Genomic DNA, 16877 nt, shown 5'->3' with positions numbered 1-16877 from the left:
TCATTTGTTTTGTTCTCACTTTCGTGAAAACCACTCACTCGTTGTTCAGTTTTCAAAGATCAATTTCTTTCGTTATTGTTGCACCTCATTCTCGGTGACAACTTTTATAGTATATCGCATTCAGTTTGATAAAGCAAGTATTTTATTTATCTCATAATACTTACAAACTGTGCTCGTACCAAGAAAGTTTAATGTTTTCTTGGCCGGATAGTTAATATAACATGGGTACAAGTTTAATGCAAGATTTTTATACAGGAAGTTGTTGGAACTCATTTATCGATCATCGTATCTCTTAATCATTCATTCATAGTATTTATCTTTTCTTCTATATAAATGTCGACGAGCTCATTTCGTTTAATGTATAACTACAAAAAAACTAGTATAGCCTTTAAGGCCATACTAGTTTAAATTAAAGTGATAATTAACCTGCACTACCCAAGAATGCATACCGCAGAATAATCAGAACCGCCAATACCCACATTAACCAGTGGATATTATATTTCTTCTTCTCCTTAAGATTGCCGAAAGCAGCTAAAATGACATAAGCTACGATCCCGAACGAGATCCCATTAGCAATATTATAGGTGAAAGGCATCATTACAATAATTAAGAAGGCTGGAATGGCAACTACCATATCCATAAAGTCGATTTCCTTAATTGATTGAAGCATAAGTACACCTACGATAATGAGTGCTGCCGATGTAGCTGATCCTGGAATCAATGCGGCTATCGGTGCAAGGAACAATGACAACAAGAAGCATACGCCTGTCGTAACAGCAGTAAGTCCTGTACGTCCACCTGCAGCTACTCCCGCTGAACTTTCAACAAAAGCTGTTGTAGTCGAAGTCCCAAGCATTGCACCACCTGTAACAGCAACTGCATCTACAAACATTGCTTTACCTACACGTTTTTTACCTTCAACTGGATCTTTCATAATTCCTGCACGAGTAGCCGTACCAACCAAAGTACCAAATGTATCAAACAACTCTACAAAGGTAAACGTTACAATTGCGGAGACAAGACCCGTATGCAAGATACCATCCCAGTCAAAGGCAACAAAGTTTAACTGAGTGAAATCAGGAACCCAGTGATTATCAGGACTGGATAATGTGTTAAAGTCTACCGCACCCATTAGAATGCCTATAACCGTTGTACCAAGTATACCGAACAATATCGCACCTCGAACATTCAATACCATTAATATAGCTATTAAAATAATTCCGACAAGAGCTAATTGAACATTCGAATCCAGAAGACTACCTAAATGAATTACTGTTTCAAAGGAAAGAACCTCTGTATAGGTATGTGCAGGAATATCGGTTCCAGCTTCGACACCGATCGCCATAAGTCCACTGTTCTTCAGACCAAGAACTGTAATGAACAAACCAATTCCGACTGTAATGGCATGTTTCAGGCTATCCGGGATAGCATCAAGTAGCATCTGCCGTATATGAGTAATAGTTAATAGTATGAAGATTAACCCAGAGATAAATACTGCAGTCAAGCCCATTTGCCAAGTAAAAGGATGATCAGTCGTTGCTGAAGACAATACAACAGAAGCGAAATAAGCATTCAAGCCCATACCAGGCGCTAAAGCAACCGGGAAATTAATAAACAAACCCATTGCTATGGTGAAAATCCCTGCCGCTAGTGCAGTAGCCAAAAATACGGAATACCACCCCATATCAATTTGACCAAAAGCTGTTAGCGTGTTCGGATTGATTGACAAGATATAAGCCATTGCCATAAATGTAGTCAATCCAGCCATAATTTCAGTACGCACTGTGGTACCATTCTGTTTCAGTTTAAAAAACCGATCCATTAGAATACTTCCCCCTTAGATATGTTTGACAGCAACAAAAAAACTGAAATCTGATAGACTCCAGCCCGTAAAAAGAGAACATCCCGTATATTAACAGATAATTTCTGTTGTAAACGTGAGTTTCTTTTATAATCGTAGCCAGGTCATTATGGTGACCTCGTAGAGACTTCCAAGCCTATTCTCGGAATTATACGAAATATGTTGTTGTGCTTTATCATTTTAGGTCGAAAACAGGCTATTGTCAATGATAAATCCGAACATTATTTTGTGTATCTTTATTATTGTTCGTAAATTGCCATATTACTGTATATAAAATACCATTTCATTTTAGTATTCCCATTGTTTGGATGAAATATCTACATAATAGTTTAGGAAAGCTGCACGATTGATTCTATCGTGAATACCATATACTTTCTTATATTTTAAAAAAATTACTCTCTTCTATTCGCTAAAAAACGCAAATAAAAGAGAGTAATTTTTGGCACTCAATTGTTGCAGGTGTACGTGGAATATCACCAATACCAATGCTCACAAAACCTTATATATCAAGGGTTTTTAAGCGATTAACATCATCAATTTTTCCAGTTTACTCCCACTCAATCGTCGCCGGTGGCTTAGAGGTAATGTCATACACAATACGGTTAACATTATCCACTTCATTTACGATACGCACTGAGATTTTCTCAAGTACATCCCATGGAATACGCGCCCAGTCAGCAGTCATTCCATCAATGGATGTTACGGCACGAATCCCAACAGTGTAAGAATAAGTACGAGCATCTCCCATGACACCAACACTCTTCATGTTAGGAAGAGCCGTAAAGTACTGCCATATCTCACGATCTAATCCTGCTTTTGCAATTTCTTCACGTAGAATATAATCCGAATCACGTACAATCGTAAGCTTGTCTTCCGTTACTTCTCCCAATACACGAATAGCAAGACCTGGTCCAGGGAAAGGTTGACGCCATACGATCTCAGTTGGTAGACCACATTCTTCCCCAACTTTGCGGACTTCATCTTTAAATAAAGTATTTAATGGCTCAATAAGTTTGAATTTCATGTCTTCTGGAAGTCCACCAACATTGTGATGAGATTTAATCGTTTGTGCTGTAGCTGTTCCACTCTCTACGATATCCGTATACAGTGTGCCTTGAGCTAAGTATTTGAAGTCATCGAACTGACCTGATTCTTCTTCGAATACATAAATAAATTCATTACCAATGATTTTACGTTTCTGCTCGGGATCATCCACGCCTTTAAGCTTGGACATAAAACGATCACGCGCATCAACTTTAACAACTTTCATATCAAATTTACCTACGAAAGTCTCCATTACACTCTCAGCTTCACCTTTACGCAATAAGCCGTGGTCGATGAACATACAGGTTAATTGATCACCTATAGCTCTGTGGATCAATCTTGCCACAACAGATGAATCTACGCCTCCGCTAAGCGCGCACAGTACTTTATCTTGTCCAACAAGTTCACGAATCTCACGAACCTTATCCTCAACAAAAGATTCCATCGTCCAATTACCTTCACATTCGCACACTTCGTATAGGAAGTTACGGATCATCTCGTTACCATTTACAGAATGCTGAACTTCTGGATGGAACTGTACAGCGTACAACTTCTTCTCAACGTTACTCATCGCTGCAATTGGAGCAGATTCCGTCCCTGCATCAAGAATAAATCCAACTGGAAGCTCCACTACATGGTCTCCGTGACTCATCCATACAGTCTGATTCAACTCTAACCCTTTAAGAAGCGTAGTTTGAGATCCAAATTGTAAATCTGCCTTACCATATTCCCGCTTAGAAGAACGCTCTACTTTTCCTTCAAGCTGATGTGCCATAAGCTGCATTCCATAGCAAATACCTAGGATTGGAACGTTCAAATCATAAATAGCCGGATCAACATGTGGTGCATTTTCTTCATATACACTGGAAGGTCCACCTGAGAATACAATTCCCTTTGGAGAAAGTTCTCGGATCTTCTCAGCTGGTGTGTTGTATGGTAACAACTCGCTATAAACACCCAGATCTCGGATACGTCTTGCTATCAATTGATTATATTGTCCTCCGAAATCTAGGACTACGATGATTTCATTTGCTTTCATAACGTGCCTCCCTCAATTCATTGATGTTAATTATACGCAACGATAAATCATACCGTCAAGAAAGCAGGATTGGTTAATTACTTAGTAAATGTGCTAGTTGTGTGCAACGTTGTAAAAATAAGATGCTATACGTACGATTTATACTAGTCTCACCGTAGGTAATTCTTTCCCATTGTTCAGTAAATTGGAGGATTTCTTTCCTTAGATTCTCATCCTGAATTGAATAAATGTACTCCCTTACTGTAATCCCCTGAGGAATACAGCCAAATTTCCGCTCAAACTCATCCCATACAATCCAGGACGCCTTCAACATCTGTTCCTTTTGAGGAAAGGTATTTCGGGTAATGAAACGTAACCGCCACAGAAAAAAATATCTACGGCCTTGATAAATACGCCATACACTCGCAATTATTAGTACTACTGCCAAGTTCATTCCAATTAGCATATATGCTACTTCAGGTGTTAATGAATATTGCAAGTTAATGAATATCTTGCCAAAGAAATGGACCAAGTTCGTATACACATCAACTACTGAATCCACTATATTCTTACTTTCTGCATTCTGATTATTTATGATTATCGGTTCTGACTTTTCATGAATGGTGGAGAATCCCGGAGTTGGATCGAATGGAATCCAACCTATTTGAGGAAAATACACCTCCACCCACGAATGAGCATTCAACGATTTAATAACGTAGGTATCTTGACTACCCGTTTCAAGCATCCCTGGCGAATAGCCTTTAACGAATCGGGCTGGAATGTCTTGACTCCTCAAAAGTATAACCATAGATGTAGCAAAGTGATTACAATATCCAATTTTAGACTGAAATAAGAAATGATCAACGAAATCCTCATTCGACGGTGGTACGCTAGTTTTCAATGAATATGTATATTGATTCTTCAAGAAGGTCTCTATTGCGACCACGGCATCATAACGATTAGTCATATGAGTCGTTATTTCATTACCAAGTACTTTAACACGCAAGGGAAGTTCTTCTGGCAATTGAAGATACCGTTCGGTCACTGACTCAAGATCAGGACCAGAACTGTTACGTAATACATTAGTTTGAATCAAAGGTATAGCCACTTCGATTTGATAATTCTTAACTGGACTTGAACCAGTCGCTGCTGGAAACTTTAATGTATCTGAAATTTCATCATGTAACAGATAAATGGGTTTTTCTCCGTTCTCAGTTGTGATATTCAGAACCCTTTCTATATTGCCACCATTAAACAAAGGAAATTCACCTGTCTTAGAGGGAATGAAATTTAGAGTTTGAATGATAGATTCCTTTTCACGCTCTTCGGTTCTGTAACTGCCTTGTATTTCACCCTTCATATCAATCGACTGGAAATATACTTGAGGCTCAGCCCAACGGCGTCCATCGTAATATCCAAAGGTTTCCCCTTTCCAGTAAGTCGATATGGGTGATACCGCTGTGAACACAATCTCATTAGATACTTGTAAAGGTGCACCCATATCTCCTTCACCTGCACCGTAACCTGTCGTAGCTTGCTTTGAGGTATGACGATACATAGATAAGCCTGTCCAATCTTTAAATGTATCCATCGCAGCTTCTAAGTTCACCTTCTTTGTAGGTTCAGCAGAAACAACTTTGTCTCCTATCCAAGCTACACATACGGCCATACTAACCACAATACAAACAGAAATAAACCACTGTACATACCGTAGATTAAGAAACTCATGAGGAGTTGATGAATGTTCACGGAGCCTAGATAATGAAAGCATCGCTATAAGAACCATCAAGAGTAGAGATGTGCGAACAATATCAGCGAACACCTCCAGTCCTAACAAAGCTTCTAAACATAATAAATAAATGATAGATGCTCCCGCAAAAAGCCCAATGCTTGACCGGTCAAGCGCTAATGACTGCACTGTTGTAACAAGAATGCCCCATCCTAAGATTAGAATCAATGTTCGAGTCTCTGCGCCAAGAGTCGATAAACTCCACTCCTGGATCACAATCGTAACATCATGTTGAAGAATACCCCCAACAGATAGGTACCATTCGAATCCTCTGCCTTTTTCAAAAAGAAGCCCCCACGCACCCGCAATGATCGTAAGATATATCGGAATACGAATCCATTGCTTCCATTGGAATATCCCTAGAAGTAAATTCAACGCAGATAAACCATATAAAATAAATATGAACGAAGTGCTGATGGAATCGTTATCCAAGAATTGAAGTGGATACAACCATTCCATAAACAATCCCATAAGAAGTATAGAAAGTAGTGTTCGATAAAGGAGATTATGAACCACTAAGCCTTCTCACCTCCTTGCTTAAAAAGATATCCACATTATTCTCTTTCTCTGATAAAGATACATTTAACCTATAGAATCTAACTCCTAAAGAAAGGAGTATATTTTCCATTCTGACTTGTCTGATTCGTTCTGAAACATCCCCCTTCAATTCTAATAAAGCCATTGAGGGCAGGACGGAATATACATCGATATGGATTCCCTGATGCTGCATGTTGACTATCACTTGGATAGATTCTTCTTGTAAAAACCCTGTCACTACAGCAACTCTACCCCCATATTGTAAAAATCCCATTGTTTCCTCCAAGATGTTTTCTATTCTTTTCGTTCCATTCAATTCGATCAGAGCGAGAGTCATCAGATTGGACTGGTAGGCTGATACTGTAAACGTATTCGGAATAGGGACTTTCTTCTCAACAATAAGCTCTGCATGCATTCCATCTTTATCGGCTGTTTGAAACAGACCCGCAACAAACGAAACGGCCCATTCAAATAAATGCTCTGCCTTGTGATTTTGAATATCTATGCTTGCGCTCATTCCTCTATAACTCTCAGCTGATTGATCCAGAATGATCCACAACTCTTGGTCTAATTCATCCTCTGGAAGACGGCTTTGCATACGACCAAGACGCGCTGAACTCTTCCAATGGATTCTACTTAATGGGTCCCCTACCCTATAATCACGGATTTCTAACCCCCAATGACCGATCAAATGGCGTTTCGTTATTTCCAGTTCGCCTGCTCTCCAATCATTACTAGTTATTCCTTCTTCCATAGCAACCATAATAGGCAAAGGAAGTACAATAATACTTTCATCACAAGGTATCATTCGGCTATTCTTGAACCAACCAAATAGTCCACCCCACTCTACTTGGCAGACTTGAAAAGTGACAATCCCTCTGGGTACATTCTGAAGATTATACGAATAGGTAAAGGTTCGATGCCAGCCTGGAAACCATACTTTACAAAAATTCCCCTCGGTGAAATAATCTGTGACACTCATCCAAGGAAGAGGCAATATAGACCGATATTTAATACACACCTCAATTTCTAATTCTGTTCCCGCAATAGGACGCGATGGAGTAATATACCGCTTAACCTCAATACTGCGAGCACCAAACCATTGTGTAACAAGTCCCCCCACAATAAATAAGGTACTCAGAACTATCAGGAACCATACTGTTGCTCCCCCATACCATTGAAATAGCGTAGTTAAGACACCTAACCATCCGAAAGCAAAAGCCCATTCAAGCCATCTATACCTCATGAGCGTCTCCCGCTCCGACTGCGTTGCGGAGACATACTAATTCTAGATATTAACTCCAACACAACTTCTTCTCCAGTAACATCCTCCAACCGGTTGTGGGATTGAACCACCATACGATGAGAAAGGACAGCAATGGCGGTCTCTTTAATATCATCTGGTGTCACATACATTCTTCCATTCATGTAGGCTGCAGCTTGTGAAGCAACCATCCAAGCTAACGTCCCCCGTGGACTTATCCCAAGATGAAGTTTGGGATGATGACGTGATTCAGCTGCAACAGTAACTAGTAACTGTTTGATAGAGTCATCCACAAATACACTTTGTACTTCTCGTTGCATTACTTCCATCTCTTCAACCATGATCACAGGTCTTACACGCTCTAGAGGATGTGTCATCTGCATCCGTGATAACATTTCCATCTCTTGCTCAGGAGTTGGGTATCCAAGACTAATCCTCATGAGGAAGCGATCAAGTTGTGCTTCCGGTAATCGATATGTGCCTTCAAATTGAAGAGGATTCTGAGTTGCTAAGAGCGTGAAAGGCCGTGGTAATGGATAAGTTGTACCATCAACGGTCACCTTCTTTTCCTCCATTGCTTCAAGTAAAGCCGATTGCGTTCTTGGAGATGCACGATTGATCTCATCTGCTAATACTACATTAGATAAGATTGGTCCTGCCTTAAATTCAAAGAGACCACTATGGGAATGATAGATCGATATACCTGTAATATCAGAAGGCATTAGATCATAAGTAAACTGAATACGCCCGAAAGATCCCCCCATACAGGCTGCGATTGCCCGAACTAACAGTGTCTTTCCTACACCTGGAACATCTTCTAATAAGATATGTCCACGACTTAACATGGAGATCAGTACAAGACGGATCTCAGCCTCTTTGCCAACCATTACCGTGCTCACTCTCGAAATCATTCTATTTAATAGTTCTGATGAAATCTCATTTTGATTCATAGATGGAGTAGACAATTGTATTCCTCTCTTCTCCTCATGGATTGATTAATATGAAATCTATCAACTAGTATTTCCATGAAGGAAGGAACATAGACATGCAGAAACAAATATTTTCATAGATTTTGATTAAGATATATCTTTGTAGCCTCCCTAGTAGATACACGCCATTCCTCTTCGTTCATACTAATAGAGATATCTTTATGTCCTGTTTCCTGAAGTAATTCACGTAATGGCACCCACAAAGTATCTCCTCGCAATTGCATTGGAACATTCCTGCTCACAATCAATCCATTCGTCTTACGATTCAATACAGTCCATTCACCTGTACTTACATGAATTTGAAGTGTTTCTAACCCTTTTTGAATCATCACTTGCTTATTCTTTGCATCCCACTTCACTTGAACTCCTAATTTATCCATCGTTATCCGAAGTGGTACCATAATCTTATCTTCAGTAATCATATATTCTCCATGTTCAAGGGATGTCTCCATTCTACCTACCTCCAGCACCAGGCGTTTACCTTCAGCAAATAGAGCCGCATTGGGAATAACATGAGTAGCAATCCATGATTGACTTGGTTGATGACGGTTGAGAGTTTGTGCGCTCTTCGACACTTTAAATTGAACAGGTTCTTGCTCTGATGATAGAACATCAAATTTATATCCTTTATCCTGGTAGAACTTAATAATCGTAGGAAGTGCTTTTATGGTCTCCTCGTGTCCACCACCATCATGCATTAAGACAATAACCTCGTCAGTTTGGATTTCTAATGTCGCATTTTTAATAATTTCTTGGGCCGGAACACTTCTTCGCTTCGAGTCACCACTATCGACATTCCAATCTATCACCTGATATCCACCTTGCTTCAACAAAGAGAAATAAGTATCATCGAAATGTCCTGCTGTTCCTCCAGGTGCCCTGACTAAGGACGGCCGGAATCCCGTGATGAGATTAATTTCATCCTCTGTTTGTTTGATTTGATTCCAAAATGGAAAGAATTCCTTATATAGTTCATCATAGCTATGATTATACGTGTGATTACCGACCGCATGTCCCTCCTCCAGAGTCCTTGTAAGTAATTCTGGATATTGATGAACTTGTTGCCCCAAAACAAAGAAGGTGCCCTTTACATTAGCTTCTTTTAAAATATCAAGTACTTGGCCTGTGAGTTTACTTGGTCCATCGTCAAATGTAAGATATACTGTTTTTTGTGTAATTGGCTTAACAGCATTAGTCTTTGATGTAGACAATAACTCTACCGTTTTTTCCTCAGACAATTGTGGTAACAAACTATTAACTTCTGTTTCTACTGGATTAAGTGTATGAGGTTGTCCTTCCTGCAATTGTACAGGGAAGATCACCATTGAAATGAATAGAATCATGATCAAAAAACTTAAATTGTGTTTATCCAAATTTAACCATCGTAAATTCATAAATTTAACCTCCACCGTTTCTATGAAATTGACATTTCTGATAGATTATATGGTGAAGATTATTGAAATAGACTAGAGTTAAAAATTATAAATCGCTTAATTTTATAGTGGAGAGTGTATAAATTGGAAATACTTCGTTGGATTCAAACTCTATTTGAGGAACACGGCTATCTCGTTTTATTTATAGGCTTATTATTAGAGTTTGTCGCTCTCCCCTTTCCAGGAGAAACAACTATGGCTTATGCAGGTTATCTTTCCTATCTGGGTACGCTCCATTTCGGATGGCTTCTAATTCTATCCTTTTTGGGTACAACTATCGGTATAACCATCACTTATTTCATTGGTCTAAAAGCGGGTCTACCTTTTATAAATAGATTTGGGAAGTGGTTGTTCCTGTCTCCTCACAAATTAGAAAAACCGAGGATATGGTTTAGCAAATACGGACATGGTCTGATCTTTATCGGCTATTTTATTCCTGGTGTCCGACATTTCACAGGGTATTTCTCGGGCTTGAATGCTCTCCCCTTTCGTAAGTTTGCCCTATACGCATATGGTGGCGCACTATTTTGGGTCATTCTCTTCCTTGGTCTCGGTAAAATATTCGGTCCACAATGGTCCGTTGTCTTCCATTTAGTAGAGTTATATTCTCTTTGGATCTTCTCTGGACTCGGTATTATTGTACTTATGTTGATCATATATCGCTTCCGTGAAAAAGTGAGACACATTGTGTTTGTTAAAAAAAACAAGAAAAAAGTTAAACGTTCATCATAGACTTTGCACATACTAGAGGAGCCTGACAGGGATATATAAGGCTCCTTTTCACTTTGTTTTATTATAAATAAATCGAGGGCGTATCTTTCCAACCTTCTCATACGTTATATAAATATAGGCCCTGAAGGAGTGATTAACATGTTAATCCACAAAAAAATTGAAACACAAATTGAACTAAAGGCACAATGTGAAGATCTATATACAATATTGCAAAAACACTGTCTCTCCATCACTAATAATCGTTGGGACGCTGACGATTTAACACAAGAGACCCTCGCTAAGACATTATCCTTCTATTCGTCTAAATGCGAACCCAATATCACCATGCCCCTACTGCGTACCATTGCGCGAAATTCATGGATTGACGAGTTGCGCAAAAAGTCTAAGTTACAGCTAGGGCCAATAGATGAATGTGGCCATGAAGATCAGAGCTCAGAAGATCTTCAAGAAGGGTTGGAACAGCTAATGGAGAGGTTAACTCCCAAGCAATTGTTAGCGTTCGTTATGAAGGAAGGCTTCATGTATTCATTGTCTGAGATAGCAAATAGACTACAGATCAAAGAAACAGCAGTCAAAGCACTCCTGTATCGGGCTCGCCAGAAATCCCAAGAACATCCCGGAGACTTTAGTCACTACTGGCTCAACATTTCTCAAGATTGGTTTAAAAATCGACTGCTCCAAGCGGTTAAATATGAGAGTCCCACCGTTCTAGAAGAACTGATTATTGCCATTAGTGAACCAACCATACAGAAACGTGTAAACAAAGAATTCCGTTCACCGGTCTGCATAAAGTTTCAATCATTATCGCCAATCCAAATGGCAGCATAAATTTTTGCTTACGATGCTAGTTTTTCTTCAAAAAACTTTAACACCCATGCTTTCGAAGTATTTTTGCTACGCAAAAATTTTAGGAGGATCCAAAATGAGTATTATACCTTATGTTGTTGAGCAGACCTCTCACGGAGAGAGGTCTTATGATATTTATTCTCGTCTACTGAAAGATCGCATTGTATTTCTAGGATCGGAGATTAACGACGCTACGGCTAACAACATTGTTGCACAGCTTCTTTTTCTAGCAGCAGATGATCCTGACAAAGATATTTCTCTGTACATTAACAGTCCTGGTGGTTCCGTTACAGCCGCCTTCGCAGTATATGACACGATGCAATTTATCAAACCTGAAGTCAGAACTATATGCACAGGACTTGCTGCTTCCGCTGCATCATTACTGCTCTTAGCTGGCCATAAAGGTAAACGACTTGCATTACAGCACAGTGAAATTATGATTCATCAACCTTTGGGCGGAGCACAAGGTCAAGCAACAGACATTGAAATAACCGCACGACGTATTCTAAAAATAAAGGATCAACTGAATTATTTATATGCTGAAAAGACTGGTCAATCCTTAGAGAAGATAAAAATGGATATGGAACGAGACTATTACTTATCTGCTGAAGAAGCTAAATCCTATGGGATTGTGGATGAAGTGGTGTGTTCCCCCTTGTAACGTAAATGATCAAAAAGCCAGCATCTTAAATCCCTAAGATGTTGGCTTTTTTTACATAAAAAGACCGAAAAATAAACACCTTGTTTTCTTCAAAGTCTAAATCTCTCGAATTGCCCGTCCATCAATTACTCCCAACTACTAGCGTTTCAAGGAATTTTCATAAGCAGATACACAAAACAGCAGATCACTGCCGCCATACAGGCATGTCAGTTGATCTGCAATCATACATTTAATATTAATTATTGTTCGGATTGTAATGATGCCAATACTTCTTCTGTATGTCCAGCGACTTTAACCTTACGCCATTCTTTCATAAGTATTCCCTCTTCATTAATAAGAAAGGAAGAGCGTACAATACCTAGATATTCTTTCCCAAACATTTTCTTCAGCTGCCAGACCCCATATTTTTCACTAATCATATGATCCACATCCGACAATAATAGGAATGGTAGATCATGACGTGTAATAAATTTATTATGTGACTTCCACTCATCTGTACTAATTCCAATTATTACGGCACCTAGTTTTTCTATGGCAGAATTCGCGTCACGGAAATCACATGCTTCCTGCGTACATGTTGGTGTCATGTTCTTAGGATAGAAGTAAAGCACCAATTTCCGTCCACGATAGTCACTAAGCGATACTTCTCTTCCATTTGAAGCCATAAGTGTAAATTCTGGTGCGACACAACCTATTTCTAATGCTTCCATTTACCCTTTCCCCCTTTATAATATGTCATTATTCTACTAATAAATTGATTGTATCTGCAAAAAAAATTATAATGTATTGAACCCAAATCCTTTAATGTCGAAAATCGCAATTATTACTGGGAGTTATTGAAAGGAAGAAGCTTCATGACAAAAAAAACAAGAAGAACCATTTGGTGGGTTCTTGCCGTACTCTTACTTGCCGTGATTAGTTACGCTGTTTATTATTTCACATCTATTTATAATGGTTTAGAAGGATTGAAAAAAGAAGGAGATGCATCTCCTTTTAGCCAAGTAGAACAAATCGAAGCTGCAGCACCAGAACCTCCTAAATGGGAAGGCACAGAACCTGTCAGTATATTGATTATGGGTGTGGATGGCCGTGGCGTATCAGAAGGCGAGATCCCTCGTTCTGACAGTATGATGGTTGCAACATTAGATCCCACACAGAAAAAAATCTACCTATTCTCCATACTAAGGGATACATATGTTGATATTCCTGAATATCGTAGTGACCGAATTAATACGGCTATCACACATGGCCCTAACACTGCTATGAATACTATTAGTGAACTTCTAGGTATTCCTGTTCAATACTATGTTTATACCGACTTTCAGGGATTTATTAAACTTGTGGATGCCATTGGTGGGGTAGATTTCTACGTAGAGAAAGATATGAAATATAGTAGTAAAGCGGATAACCATGAGTTTGATATCAACCTCAAGCAAGGTCAGCAACATCTTGATGGAGATATGGCACTACAATATGTTCGTTTCCGCCATGATGCTTTATCTGATTTCACTCGTACAGGGAGACAGCGTGATTTCGTAAAAGCTGTTGCAGAGAAAATGATATCTACAACATCGATTATGAAGCTTCCAACGATATTAGAAGAGGTAAGTCCATTTGTCGATACTAACCTATCGATCAACGACATGTGGAAGCTCGCGACTATTGGATATCAGAGCTCGATGTCGAGCAGTGAACAGATTCCTCCAATGGATATGCTCGCTGAAGAAACGATTGGTGGCGCATCTGTGATTGCCGTAAAAGATTTAGACGAACTTCAACAATTTGTACAAGACACATTGAATCCTCCTGTAGTAGAAACAGACCCCCTTACTGACCCAGGGGTTGAATCGATGATGGATAATGAAGAAAGTGACCAAACAACAAATTGAACAAAAATTAAGCATAAAAAGGTTGGTTAACAAATGATAAATAGAACTAACTCCGAACAATTATATGAACAAGCCCTGCAACATATCGTTGGTGGTGTCAATAGCCCCTCGCGGTCTTTCAAAGCCGTAGGTGGAGGAGCACCTGTATTTATGAAACGAGCTAATGGTGCCTATTTCTGGGATGCAGATGATAATAAATATATCGATTACCTCGCAGCATATGGTCCCATCATTACAGGCCATGCACATCCTCATATTACTGCGGCTATCACTAAAGCTGCAGAGAATGGTACACTTTATGGCGCCCCAACAGAGTGGGAAATACAACTTGCGGTCATGTTGAAGGAAGCTATCCCTTCAATGGATAAGGTACGATTCGTAAATTCAGGTACGGAAGCAGTGATGACAACCATACGTGTAGCTCGTGCTTATACCAAACGTAATAAGATCATTAAATTTGCTGGTTGTTACCATGGACACTCGGATTTAGTCCTTGTGGCCGCAGGATCTGGACCCTCCACATTAGGTATTCCAGATAGTGCGGGTGTTCCTGCAAGTATCGCGCAGGAAGTCATTACAGTACCTTTTAACGACTTAGAAGGACTTAAAGCAGCCCTCGAACGTTGGGGAGATGATGTTGCTGCTGTTATGGTAGAACCGATTGTTGGTAATTTCGGTATGGTTATGCCACAAGACGGTTTCCTTGAAGGTCTTTGTAAGATGACACATGATAATGGTTCCCTTGTAATATATGACGAAGTAATCACAGCTTTTCGTTTTCATTATGGATCAACTCAGACCTTTGAGGGTTTACACAATCATGATGCGATCGTACCCGATCTTACCGCATTAGGCAAAATCATTGGTGGTGGCTTACCGATTGGCGCATATGGCGGTAGAAAGCATGTTATGGAGCAAGTTGCTCCACTCGGACCTGCATATCAGGCCGGAACGATGGCAGGCAATCCCGCTTCAATTCTCTCAGGTATTGCTTGTTTGGAGGTTCTTCAGGGCGAAGGTGTATACGAGGAAATGAATCGTCTAGCCGTAAAACTAACTGCGGGTATACAAAACTCAGCAGATCGTCATGGTATTCCATTAACGATAAACCGAATTCGCGGCTCTTTCTCTACCCATTTCTGTAATCATCCGATTACGAATTATGATGAAGCTCAAGATACCGACGGAGAAGTTTTCGCCTCATTCTTCCGCCACATGTTGAATCATGGTATTAATCTGGCTCCCTCTAAGTATGAAGCATGGTTCCTAACTACAGCTCATACCGATGAAGATATTGAACAGACCCTAGAGGCTGCGGAGAAATGCTTCCAGTTGATGTAAGCACTACATTGTTGTATTAGTAATATAAATAATTATTAAAGAGTGGTAGACAAGGAGCAATCCTTAGTCTACCACTCTCTTCAGTGTGGAATATGTAACCTTTCGATCTCGCTACGAATGATTCCGATTCCTGTAACTATGCTCGTATCCGGTACATTAGATACATTCAATCGTAGCATTGACTCAGTATATCCACCAGAAAGATAATATGCCTCCGTACTGTCCACGATAATGTTACGTTTATGAAGTGCATGCTTCAGGGTTGCAAATGAAAGCTTACTTGGCATGGGTACAATGGTATGAATAACACGATTACGTGGTGTAGATGCGAATGATTCATGATCAGAGTTCCGAACTAATGCCTGATTTAACTGTTTCATTTTCCTATTGTATGAAGATTTAATCCGCTCACGATGACGTTCGAACATCCCACTTTTCATATATATTTCAAGTGCAGCTTGAGATATCATAGAAGTATCAATGTCCATTATGACTTTAAATCTACTGAACGTATCTATCAACAACGTTGGTAGAACAGCAACACCTACCCGCAGCCCAGGGAAGAGAATTTTGGAGTAGCTTTTAAGATAAATCACTTGTGGTGAAGTCGTATAAGCGTAAATAGGGTCTGCCTTAGAGTCGCCCTCCAAATCAGCTAGATAATCATCCTCAACTATATATACATCATATTTAAGTGCTAACCGTATAATTTCCTGCTTCTGCTTCAGCGTTAAGGAGGTTCCTAGTGGGTTATGAAAACGAGGCATTGTGTAGAAGAACTTTATAGAACCCGTTGCGAATATGTCCTCTAACTTCTCCAGATCTAACCCCTCATCATCCCTAGGCACTCCTATAACTGGGATGTTCATTATATTCAGCATTTCAATGAATAGAAAGTACCCAGGCTGCTCAATAACAATCGTGTCCCTACCATTTGGGAAAGGCATAGACACAAGAATAGCTAGCGCTTGTTGAACACCCGAAGTCACCATAATTTGTTCCTTGTCCGCAAATACCTGATACCCAGCTAAGTGTCTCTGTAGAATCTGAATAAGTGAAGAGAGTCCTTTGCGTGTTCCATAGGTGAACAAATCATCTTTGTAAGCATCGATAGCTTTATTAATGCAGTGCTGAAAATCCACATAAGGGAAAATACGCTGATCTGGTGCAGCTGATGCAAAATCCAATACCATTTCTATATTTTCTTGAGGTAAATTACCTTGATTCCAACCCTTCTTCTGTACCACATAGTATCCACTTTGGGGTATTGAATATATGAGATGATGCTTCTCCATCTCCTCGTATGCACGAATAACCGTACTTTTGTTACAACTATACATCTCTGCTAAGTTTCTGATCGAAGGTAGTTTCTTTCCTTGCGAGAATTCACCCGTTTGGATACGTCCTTCAAGCGCCAGCATTAGTCGTGAATATTTCTTCATCGTGCCTCCTTGAAATAAATTGTACCGGTAC

At 39.6% G+C, this 16877-nt stretch carries 13 protein-coding genes and 1 riboswitch; of the genes, 5 read left to right on the top strand and 8 right to left on the bottom strand.

The genetic code is table 11. From position 1 onward, the window contains the following. Nucleotides 1–421: 421 nt before the first annotated feature. The 6 genes from LPB68_RS16100 to LPB68_RS16075 all read right to left on the bottom strand — a co-directional run bounded on the left by LPB68_RS16100 (nucleotide 422) and on the right by LPB68_RS16075 (nucleotide 9896). Nucleotides 422–1822, bottom strand: a complete 1401-nt coding sequence (locus tag LPB68_RS16100) for an NCS2 family permease (RefSeq protein WP_068659098.1) — start codon at nucleotides 1820–1822, stop codon at nucleotides 422–424. Nucleotides 1823–1937: 115 nt separating this feature from the next. Continuing rightward, nucleotides 1938–2037, bottom strand: a riboswitch (purine riboswitch). Nucleotides 2038–2408: 371 nt separating this feature from the next. Continuing rightward, a complete protein-coding gene (gene guaA, locus LPB68_RS16095) occupies nucleotides 2409–3944 on the bottom strand; it encodes a glutamine-hydrolyzing GMP synthase (RefSeq protein ID WP_068659097.1) in 1536 nt (511 codons plus the stop codon). A 73-nt stretch (nucleotides 3945–4017) separates the two neighbouring features. After that, the gene (locus tag LPB68_RS16090) at nucleotides 4018–6228 is read right to left on the bottom strand and encodes a transglutaminase-like domain-containing protein (protein ID WP_068659096.1); all 2211 of its coding nucleotides are present in this window, start codon (nucleotides 6226–6228) and stop codon (nucleotides 4018–4020) included. Next, nucleotides 6218–7495 carry a DUF58 domain-containing protein gene (locus LPB68_RS16085; RefSeq protein ID WP_068659094.1) on the bottom strand — a complete coding sequence of 426 codons (1278 nt, stop codon included), beginning with the start codon at nucleotides 7493–7495 and terminating at the stop codon, nucleotides 6218–6220. The genes LPB68_RS16090 and LPB68_RS16085 overlap by 11 nt, the downstream gene beginning before the upstream one ends. Beyond that, nucleotides 7492–8478, bottom strand: coding sequence for an AAA family ATPase (locus LPB68_RS16080; RefSeq protein ID WP_335582296.1), 987 nt, complete (start codon nucleotides 8476–8478; stop codon nucleotides 7492–7494). Before LPB68_RS16080 ends, LPB68_RS16085 begins: the two co-directional genes overlap by 4 nt. A gap of 98 nt (nucleotides 8479–8576) precedes the next feature. Continuing rightward, nucleotides 8577–9896 carry a polysaccharide deacetylase gene (locus LPB68_RS16075; protein ID WP_232510246.1) on the bottom strand — a complete coding sequence of 440 codons (1320 nt, stop codon included), beginning with the start codon at nucleotides 9894–9896 and terminating at the stop codon, nucleotides 8577–8579. Nucleotides 9897–10019: 123 nt separating this feature from the next. Between LPB68_RS16075 and LPB68_RS16070 the strand changes: the two genes are divergently transcribed. From LPB68_RS16070 to clpP, 3 genes are all read left to right on the top strand, one after another. After that, entirely contained in the window at nucleotides 10020–10667 is a 648-nt protein-coding gene (locus LPB68_RS16070) for a DedA family protein (RefSeq protein ID WP_068659090.1), read from the top strand. Nucleotides 10668–10805: 138 nt separating this feature from the next. Continuing rightward, the gene (locus LPB68_RS16065; protein WP_068659088.1) at nucleotides 10806–11495 is read left to right on the top strand and encodes a sigma-70 family RNA polymerase sigma factor; all 690 of its coding nucleotides are present in this window, start codon (nucleotides 10806–10808) and stop codon (nucleotides 11493–11495) included. A 94-nt stretch (nucleotides 11496–11589) separates the two neighbouring features. Next, nucleotides 11590–12174, top strand: a complete 585-nt coding sequence (gene clpP, locus LPB68_RS16060) for an ATP-dependent Clp endopeptidase proteolytic subunit ClpP (RefSeq protein WP_068659087.1) — start codon at nucleotides 11590–11592, stop codon at nucleotides 12172–12174. Nucleotides 12175–12413: 239 nt separating this feature from the next. On the opposite strand, the gene bcp is transcribed toward clpP, so the two are convergent. Continuing rightward, a complete protein-coding gene (bcp, locus tag LPB68_RS16055) occupies nucleotides 12414–12884 on the bottom strand; it encodes a thioredoxin-dependent thiol peroxidase (RefSeq protein WP_068659086.1) in 471 nt (156 codons plus the stop codon). A gap of 144 nt (nucleotides 12885–13028) precedes the next feature. On the opposite strand from bcp, the gene LPB68_RS16050 reads away from it, so the two are divergent. Next, nucleotides 13029–14063 carry an LCP family protein gene (locus LPB68_RS16050; RefSeq protein WP_068659085.1) on the top strand — a complete coding sequence of 345 codons (1035 nt, stop codon included), beginning with the start codon at nucleotides 13029–13031 and terminating at the stop codon, nucleotides 14061–14063. 33 nt (nucleotides 14064–14096) lie between these two features. Then, nucleotides 14097–15404, top strand: coding sequence for a glutamate-1-semialdehyde 2,1-aminomutase (locus LPB68_RS16045; protein ID WP_068659084.1), 1308 nt, complete (start codon nucleotides 14097–14099; stop codon nucleotides 15402–15404). An 80-nt stretch (nucleotides 15405–15484) separates the two neighbouring features. Here the strand turns inward: LPB68_RS16045 and LPB68_RS16040 are convergent, their stop codons facing one another. After that, nucleotides 15485–16846, bottom strand: a complete 1362-nt coding sequence (locus LPB68_RS16040) for an aminotransferase-like domain-containing protein (RefSeq protein ID WP_068659080.1) — start codon at nucleotides 16844–16846, stop codon at nucleotides 15485–15487. Nucleotides 16847–16877: the final 31 nt, after the last annotated feature.

Source organism: Paenibacillus crassostreae, from assembly GCF_001857945.1.
GTDB classification, from domain to species: domain Bacteria; phylum Bacillota; class Bacilli; order Paenibacillales; family Paenibacillaceae; genus Paenibacillus_AQ; species Paenibacillus_AQ crassostreae.
The sequence above is the reverse complement of the archived record's forward strand: the minus strand, read 5'-3'. Positions and strand labels throughout refer to the sequence as shown.